The sequence below is a fragment of the Mycobacterium simiae genome, from assembly GCF_008370645.1.
Taxonomy (GTDB): Bacteria; Actinomycetota; Actinomycetes; order Mycobacteriales; family Mycobacteriaceae; genus Mycobacterium; species Mycobacterium simiae_A.
On record NZ_VTZN01000197.1, the window covers coordinates 1 to 8,452 of the forward strand.

Genomic DNA, 8,452 nt, shown 5'->3' on the forward strand with positions numbered 1-8,452 from the left:
CGGCGCCGGGGTGCTCTGCTCCCGCAACCCTATTACCGGTGCCAACGAACCATTCGGCGAGTGGCTGCCCGGCGGTCAGGGCGATGACGTCGTCTCGGGTCTGGTGAACGTCGAATCCATCACCGCCCTGCGCGAGCAACTCCCGGCTGTCTACGACCAGCTGATGGAGGCCGCGCACCGGCTCGAACGGCTGGCCGCAGACGTCCAGGAGATCGAGTTCACCGTCGAAGACGGCAAGCTGTGGCTGCTGCAAATGCGGTCCGCCGAGCGGTCGGCGCAGGCCGCGGTGCGCCTGGCGCTGCAACTTCGGCGCGAGAGCCTGATCGACGATGACGAGACGTTGCACCGGGTGACACCCGCGCACGTCGAGGCTGTGTTGCGGCCGGCACTGCAGCCCGAAATCCGACTTGCCGCACAGCTTTTAGCCAAGGGCTTGCCCGCTTGCCCCGGGGTGGCGACCGGCATAGCCTACACCGACGTGGACGCGGCGCTGGACGCAGCCGAGCAAGGCGAGCACGTTATCTTGGTACGCGACCACACCAGGCCCGAAGACGTCCTGGGCATGCTGGCTGCACAGGGAATTGTGACCGAGGTGGGCGGCGCAACCAGCCACGCGGCAGTGGTCAGCCGAGAACTTGGCCGGGTGGCCGTCGTGGGGTGCGGCCACGGGGTTGCGGCAGCGCTGAGCGGTAAACAGATCACCATCGACGGATACGAGGGCGAAGTGCGCGAAGGAGACCTGACGCTCTCCGCGTGGTCGGAGAACGACACCCCCGAGCTATGCGAGCTGACCGATATCGCGCTGCGCATCAGCCCATTGCGCGCACACCGCACTGGCGACTATCCAAGACTGGATGACTGTTCCGAAGCCGCCGTGGACGCGGCCATGACCGCCGGACATGCCGACATCGTCTCGGCCACGCCACTGATCACCATGCTCAACGCACTGCGGGTGCGAGCCAGTTGATGACGGAATTAGCTGTGCTCCAAGCAGTTCGGCTGAAAGGCCGAGTGAGCACCCGCGACCTTGCCGCGACTTTGCGGGTAGCTGCGGCTGACATCATCGAGACGGTGGCGCAGCTTATTGCGGCGGGTCTGCTGATCGACGGTGTCGCCTTGCGGATCAGCCCGGAAGGCCGCGTCAGGCTCAACGTATTGCTTGGGGCGGAGCGCACGCGCGTCGACTCTGCTGAGCTGGTCGCCGCCTACGACGAGTTCCGGACCGTTAATCCCGATTTCAAGGCCCTGGTCACGGACTGGCAGCTCAGGGGCGGCCAGCCCAATACTCACGACGACGCCGACTACGACGCCGCGGTGCTGGCCCGCCTCGACGATGTGCACCGCCGCGTGTCGCCCATTGTTGCCGCTGCCGCAGCGCAGCTGCCACGCCTGGACGCATACGCCGCGAAATTGCAGGCGGCACATGACAGAATCAAGGCCGGTGAAATCATATGGCTGGCAAGGCCACTGATCGACTCGTATCACACCGTGTGGTTCGAACTCCACGAGGAGCTGATCTTGGCCGTGGGGCTGACCAGGGAGGAAGCAGCCCAAGCCGGTGACGCCCAGTAGTCTCACTGCAGAGCTGCGTCGAGCAACACAAGGTAGCCGTCAATATCCGGCACGGCTGACTGAGCCGCATGGACGCTGATCGCGATCGTGTCCCCGATGCCGTGCACACCATGGGTTAGACCCTGCACCGGTGATAGTGCCGGAAACCCCGCCGTCAGCACCACCGGAGCTCCCCCGAAGCTTAGATCGGCAGCTCCTCGGTGCACGCTGGACACCACGGTGTTGCCAGCCACCTGCTCCGGCCGCACGTCGGCATTGAATTGGCTTGTTCCCCAACGTAACACAAACGCCGGCAGGGTAGCGAAGGCTCGGTCAGCTGCGCGCAACGCCGGATGCTGCATGCGTCGGCGCGCATTGGCCAGGTCGGTGGCGATCCGCTGCGTTCGAAGATCGTGCCCCAGTCGCGGGTAAAGCCCGACACCAACATTGTCGAAGTGGTTATGTGCATGCCGCGCAACAGGTTTAGCCATCGGCACTTCGGCTCCCAACGACTCGGCGGACTCGTCGAGCGACTGATACAGGGCGGCGGACACCGCCGCCAATACCCCGACAGTTACGGTGGGACCCGGCATTTGCGAACGATGCCGCACTAAAGTGCGCAGCGCACGGGCACCCTGAGGTCGGGCATTCGTGGACAGCAGCGGCCGCGGTCCCACACCTGCTACCAGTCGCCCCGAACGGGTGTCGTGAAGCAGGCGGCGATGAGCGCGAGCCGCCGCCACAGCACGCCAGGGTAAGACGCCTCGCCGTGGCACGGGCACCGAGGGCACCGGAGCCGCACGCCCGAACAGCCAGGCCGCCAATGCCGACGCGCGCGCCCCGTCACCGAGCGCATGTGGGACTTGCACGACGGCTACGACGCCCGCATGGTTGACCCCCGGAATGCCGACCACCGGGCTGAACACATGGACCCGCCAAGGTATCTGGCGAATGTCCAGCTGGTCGTCGGCCAGGCCGGCAACTGCCGCCAGGCAGCCCTGCCAGCTGCTATCGGCGAGGTCATGGCGGACCGCCTGATCGGGCTGGACACCCGTGACGACCCAGTGCGGATAGGTCAGGGCAGATTCGTCGTGAACGCGTATCTGCAGCTCCGGGCACGCGCGGGCACGCAGCATGATTTGCGCGAGCGCGCCCTCGATATCCGTCGGTGCATCATCGAACGCATACAGCAGGAACTGATCGTTGGGTATCTTGGCCGACATCCAGTAGAACTGAGCGTCGACGGCCGCCATCCGGTGTACTGGCACCGCGTTAGCCAGGTGCGCCAATGAACGCCAGTATCAGCTCGGCCACCACCTCCGGCTGTTCGAGCTGCAGGAAATGCCCGGCGTGGTCGACGATCGCCACGTTACTGCCGGCAGGCAGCACCTGCTGGGTCCAGTGCGCGTACGCCGATGTGGCACAACCATCGTCGCGCCCATGCAGGTATAGGCTGGGCAACTGCGGCGCTGCGGCCCACCACCGGTTCAGTTCGGCATAGGGGGCCGGCGGACGGGTGTTGCGGATGGTCGCCCGGTAGGGGCCCAGCGCCGCTCGCCAGCTCTCCGGTGTCCCGATCGCGGCGTCGACGTGGCGTAGATCCTCCTCGGCGTAGTAACCCGGCGACCACCGTCGCCACAGCAGCGGTGGCAGCCACGAGGCGGACCGTTCGGGTAGCCATGGCAATTGGAAATAGATGATGTACCAGCTGCGCAGGAGCTGATGCGGTAGTTCGCGGGCTAACCGGGACCGGTCCGGCACCCGGCCGAGCGGGTGAAATGCCGCCGCGGGCGGCACCGACATGATGACCGCTTTGGCGAACGGGCTGTCGGGCATGGCGGCCAGCCCGGTGGCGGCGATCGCGCCCCAGTCGTGTCCGATCACCACGTCGTCCACGGAGCCACCGGCCGCAGAGCGCACCCGCATCGCGTCGTGCATCAGCGCACCAACGTGATAACTGCCGTCGGCGGGAATCGACGACGGCGCATACCCCCGCATGAACGGTGCAACGACCCGCCATCCCGACTCAGCCAGACGGGGCGCTACCTTGCGCCACCCATAGGGGGTATCGGGAAAGCCGTGTAGACACAACGCGATTGGAGCTTCAGCCGAGCCCCAGGTTAAGGCTTTGAGATCCCCACCGGGTCCGGGCACGTCGATCCAGCGCGGTTCAGACATCGCGGACTTCCTGGCCTGCGCCGGCCCGTTCAGCCGCGGTGTTGCTCATGCTGCCGGGCCTCGGTCCCGGCCGAGCTGCTTGGTCCTTCATATTGACTCCTGTTCACCACGTTCAGCCCGCTGGCTCCAACGTAACCGGCGCGCAGGTGGACACAAAGACCGTCGATCGGCGGACACAGCCTCCATACCTCGGTGTGGCCGCTCGGTCGACAGACTTCCCACCCTAGCCACGGCACTCTAATTGCAGCGCCGTCGCTGGAGGACAAGGGACAATGATGTTCGCGCGTTACCCCCAGTAGTCAATTCGGGGTCTCTTGCGGTGGCCGCCGCCGTTGCCAGCGATGTCGCGACGTCGATGGCACCTGCCGTCACCAGCGCGCCGACCTCGAAGAGCATGACCGGCGCGGTCTCGGCCGGCCTGGGCAAGGCGGCGACGGTCGGTGCGCTGTCGGGCCACCGACCTGGGCCAGCGCGGCCCCGGCGGTCACCGCTGGCACTGCGCCGAACAACACGCCGATACTCAACACGAGCACGCATGTGTTGGTCGAGTGCATCAGCTCGGCATGCCCACGACCGTCCAGGTCCAGCAGTGCCCACGAACCCCGGACCGCCTGACGCATCGGTTCGAATCGGGCGAGCCAGTCCAAGAACCGCGGCGAGGCTTCCAACGGGATGGTGGCTCCCTAGGTCGCACGAGCCGCAGGCTCCTCGAATGCGGACACCAGCTAGCGCTTGGACTGGCCAGTCAATTCGGGGAAGTAATCATGCGGTTCGGCGCCGGCGCCCAACCCCGATGTCGACGACCTCGGCGACCACGACTTCGGTCGGTTCGGCAGCATGCTGGCGGGACAGAAACGCCGGGTGGCGCTGCATAGCCTCGCGCCGCCGACGTGCACGCTGTTGCGCGGCCGCCCAAGCCGAAGTCGCCGCCGAAGATGGACTTGTCTCTTCCAAACCTCCCGTTACCATCGCTAGCCACCTTCCGTCCACACCAGGCCCAATAGCTCATGTTTGTCAACTGACAATGACATATAGAGCTTGGCGTCACTGGGGGTGTAGCCGTGAAGTAGCTGTGAGAACGAGCCACTCACGCTGCCAAGCCCTAGCGCCGCCACCCGCAGCAGGCGGAAGTTACCCAACGCAAAGCTGTAGTGGTTGAAACTAAGTCCACCCCGCCGATCCGCGGAAAGCCGTTGCAGTGAGCTGAGGACAGCGGGTGGGCGTAACTACTGCAACGCAACTGCGGGCACGGCGCAGTCGTTCCAGCACACCTGGTCGAAGTCCGCGTCGGTCCAGATCGCCTTAACCGGCGGATGGGCGGCGATCACGCACGGTTTACTATGGCGCGGGCGGGCGCTCAGTTGGCAGGTTTCTCGGCGTGCCCGCCGAACTGCTTACGCATCGCCGACAGCGTCTTGTTGGCAAAGTCATCGAGGTGACGCGAGGCAAAGCGGGACTGCAGAGCGGTGGTCAGCACCGGAGCCGGAACGCCCTCGTCGATTGCCGCAATGGAAGTCCAGCGGCCTTCACCGGAGTCGGAAACCCGCCCGGAAAACTCTTTCAGGTCAGGCGATTCGTGCAGAGCGATGGCAGTCAGATCCAGCAGCCAGGAGCCGATCACGCTGCCCCGGCGCCACACCTCGGCAACCTCCGGAATATTGAGGTCGTACTGGTAATACTCCGGGTTCGACAGCGGCGCTGTTTCGGCGTCACCCTCTTGCACCCGGGTGCCGATGTCGGCATTGCGCAGGATGTTCAGCCCCTCGGCCAGCGAGGCCATCATGCCGTACTCGATACCGTTGTGCACCATCTTGACGAAGTGCCCGGCCCCGGTTGGCCCACAGCGGAGATAGCCCTTCTCGGACTGCGCGACCTCGCCGTCCCGGCCCGGTGTGCGCGGCGCGGCGTCGAAACCGGGCGCCACGGTGGCAAAGATTGGCTCGGCGTGCGCAACTGCGTCCGCGTCCCCGCCGATCATGAGACTGAAGCCACGCTCGAGGCCCCACACGCCACCGCTGGTGCCGACATCTAGTAAGCGAATTCCCTTGTCTGCCAATGTCTTTGCGTGCTTGAGGTCATCGCGATAGTAGGTGTTGCCGCCGTCGATCACGATGTCTCCGGCGGCGAGTGTATTGGCCAGCTCGTCGATCACCCCGGAGGTGATGTTGCCTGCGGGCACCATGACCCAGATGACCCGCGGAGCCGAGAGCGTGTCGGCCAACTCACGAAGCGAATACGCCCCGGTGATGTTGTCCTCTGCCAGCATCGCTTTGACCGCGTCGGGGTTGTGATCGTACACCACGCACTCGTGTCCGCCTCTGACCAATCGGCGAACAATGTTGGCGCCCATCCGGCCCAGACCGATCATCCCTAGCTGCATATGCTTTCGCCTCCTTATTGTCCTGTTGCGGCGCTTCGGGGCAGCCACGGCTGCTGCCAGCCGCGGTGACCACGCAACAGCGTCTGCGCGGCCTCGGGCCCCCAGGAACCGCGGTCGTATTGATGGATGTCGCTCGGGTTGTCGAGCACCGGCTGCACGATCCGCCAGGTCTCTTCAATGCTGTCCTGGCGGGCGAAAAGTTGGCGATCACCCGACAATCCGGCATGCAGCAACCGCTCATAGGGCCGGATCGGCGCACCAAGGTCCTCGGCAAACGAGGAGTCCAGGTGGATGTCTTGCCAGGAGTTGTGGGCGTGCGCCGAGATTTGCAGCCTTAGGCCCGGATCGGGGTCGATGCGCAACACGATCTGGTTGGGTTCTGCCGGCCTGCGATGCGGCAGGAAAGCCAGCCCGGGAACATGGCGGAGAAACATCCGCACCTCAGTGACCTTCTCCGGCAGCGCTTTTCCAGCCCGCATAAAGATCGGCACGCCAGCCCACCGCCAGTTGTCGATCTCGGCTCTCAGCGCAACATAGGTCTCGGTCTGTGAGTCCTTGGCCACCCCGGCAATATCGCGGTAGCCCCGGTATTGGCCGCGCACGTAGTGCGCAGGCGCCAGGGCGGGCATCGCGCGGAAGATTTCGGCCTTCTTGTCATTGAGGTCATCGGCGCTGGCGCCCACCGGGGGTTCCATCGTCACCAAGGCCAGTACCTGCAGCAGGTGGTTTTGCACCACGTCGCGTAAGGTGCCCACCGCGTCGTAGAACGAGCCGCGGTCCTCGACGCCGAAGTTCTCCGCCATGGTGACGTGGATCTCGGAAATGCTATTGCTATCCCATAATTCGGCCAGACCGCGGTTGGCGAAGCGCAGGTACTGCAGCTCGACGACGGGCTGCTTGCCTAAGAAATGGTCGACACGCAGGATCTGGTCTTCGTCTAGCACCGCATGCAGTCTGGAGTTGAGTTCGCGAGCCGATTCCAGGTCGTGGCCGAACGGTTTCTCGACCGCGACCCGTGCGCCTTTGAGCAGGTCGACCTTGGCCAGATTCTCGGCAATGGGGGCGAACAGGAAAGGCGGCATCTCCAGGTAATACAGGACGCGACGGCCGGTGCCGATCTGCTCTGCCAGCGATGTGTACAGCGCGCCATCGGTGACATCACCGGGCAGGTAGGACAACCGGCTCGCCAACCGGTTGAACACCGCGTCGTCGAATTCCTCGCCGGCCTGCCTGATGGATTCCCGGGCCCGCTCGACTAGTTTCGCGATAGGCATGGGGTCACTGGCCACACCCAGGACCGGACAGTTTAGCAACTGGCGGCGCTCCAGCCGGTACAACGCGCGAAACGTCATCTTGCGGGCCAGATCACCGGTAATTCCGAAGATTACCAACAGGTCTGAGGCGCTACCTCCGCCGTTGGCCAATGCCCCACCTCCAGAACGTCATCCGAATGAGTCACCTAACTGTTCGGGTAAATCTGCTGGCCCGCGACGGCCGAAGTCAACCCTAGACATCACCCACTGGCCCCACAAGGTTTTCCGCCGAAGCCCTGAAAAGATCAGCCATATCTCGGGCCTGGGCGACACGCTATACATCACGCTGTACGTAGTGGCCGGGATCGTCGTGGCCAAAGCCGTCCGGCTGGCGGGGTGCTCTGGCAGCTGCTGATCTTCAGTCGGTCGTGATCCAAGGGTTCCGAGAGCGAGTCGATGCCCGCAATTGGCTGCTGTCGGGCGAACGAGAGGCCGTGCAGACGCTGTGGCAGACCGCAAACCTGATGCGCACTGAGGGCTTCGGCGCGGCCGTGCCCAGCTCGATCGAAGACCTCGCCGGCTGGGCCGCGGTCGAACGGGTGATACTGTCCTCAGACATTGTGGAGTCCACTGCCCTCAGCGAGCGGATCGGCGCTCGGGCGCAGGTCAAACTAATTGGCGCGCATGCCAATTTGATTCATGAACTCGTTCGACGCTAGTCCGGGCAGGTGGTGAGATGTCAGGGCGACGGATTCCTGGTTGCCTGTTCGCGCGCTGAGCAAGCAGTGCGGTGCGCCATCGACCTCCGGCGCGCGCTGCACAAGAACGCGAAATGCAAGAGAAACAACAGAATTCGGGTTCATATCGGCATCCACATGAGGCGCTCGCAGCGCCACGGCGACTTGTTCGGCCGCAACGTCGCCCTAGCAGCCCGGGTTGCCGGACAGGCTGTCGGCGGCCAGATCCAGGTGAGCGAGCCGGTTCTCGACGCCGTCGGCGATTGCCACGGCATTGGTTTCGACCAGGGCCGCGCGGTGGCAGCAAAGGGGTGCTGAGCAGTTACTGTCTGTTCACGGTCGACGCTGCGCCC

8 protein-coding genes and 1 pseudogene are annotated in these 8,452 nt (G+C 64.8%); 3 read left to right on the forward strand and 6 right to left on the reverse strand.

Annotated features, from left to right (window positions below):
- Both F0Q45_RS22345 and F0Q45_RS22350 read left to right on the forward strand, forming a co-directional pair.
- A partial coding sequence (locus F0Q45_RS22345; protein ID WP_149655999.1) for a pyruvate, phosphate dikinase occupies positions 1 to 967 on the forward strand: 967 nt, incomplete at its 5' end.
- Entirely contained in the window at positions 967 to 1,572 is a 606-nt protein-coding gene (locus tag F0Q45_RS22350; protein WP_149656000.1) for a MarR family transcriptional regulator, read from the forward strand. The genes F0Q45_RS22345 and F0Q45_RS22350, both read left to right, overlap by 1 nt.
- 2 nt (positions 1,573 to 1,574) lie before the next feature.
- Here the strand turns inward: F0Q45_RS22350 and F0Q45_RS22355 are convergent, their stop codons facing one another.
- The 6 genes from F0Q45_RS22355 to F0Q45_RS22375 form a co-directional block, all read right to left on the reverse strand.
- A complete protein-coding gene (locus F0Q45_RS22355) occupies positions 1,575 to 2,819 on the reverse strand; it encodes a WS/DGAT domain-containing protein (protein WP_149656005.1) in 1,245 nt (414 codons plus the stop codon).
- A gap of 4 nt (positions 2,820 to 2,823) precedes the next feature.
- Complete coding sequence (locus F0Q45_RS22360; protein WP_149656001.1) at positions 2,824 to 3,729, reverse strand: alpha/beta fold hydrolase; 906 nt, start codon at positions 3,727 to 3,729, stop codon at positions 2,824 to 2,826.
- 237 nt (positions 3,730 to 3,966) lie between these two features.
- Entirely contained in the window at positions 3,967 to 4,155 is a 189-nt protein-coding gene (locus tag F0Q45_RS28040) for a hypothetical protein (protein ID WP_188113100.1), read from the reverse strand.
- Between the two features lie 336 nt (positions 4,156 to 4,491).
- The gene (locus tag F0Q45_RS22365) at positions 4,492 to 4,698 is read right to left on the reverse strand and encodes a hypothetical protein (RefSeq protein WP_149656002.1); all 207 of its coding nucleotides are present in this window, start codon (positions 4,696 to 4,698) and stop codon (positions 4,492 to 4,494) included.
- A gap of 388 nt (positions 4,699 to 5,086) precedes the next feature.
- Positions 5,087 to 6,109, reverse strand: coding sequence for a phosphogluconate dehydrogenase (NAD(+)-dependent, decarboxylating) (gene gnd, locus F0Q45_RS22370; protein WP_149656003.1), 1,023 nt, complete (start codon positions 6,107 to 6,109; stop codon positions 5,087 to 5,089).
- 14 nt (positions 6,110 to 6,123) lie between these two features.
- Positions 6,124 to 7,533, reverse strand: coding sequence for a glucose-6-phosphate dehydrogenase (locus F0Q45_RS22375; RefSeq protein ID WP_149656004.1), 1,410 nt, complete (start codon positions 7,531 to 7,533; stop codon positions 6,124 to 6,126).
- A gap of 142 nt (positions 7,534 to 7,675) precedes the next feature.
- Between F0Q45_RS22375 and F0Q45_RS22380 the strand changes: the two are divergent.
- Positions 7,676 to 8,452: pseudogene (locus F0Q45_RS22380) on the forward strand (adenylate/guanylate cyclase domain-containing protein); the annotation flags it as partial.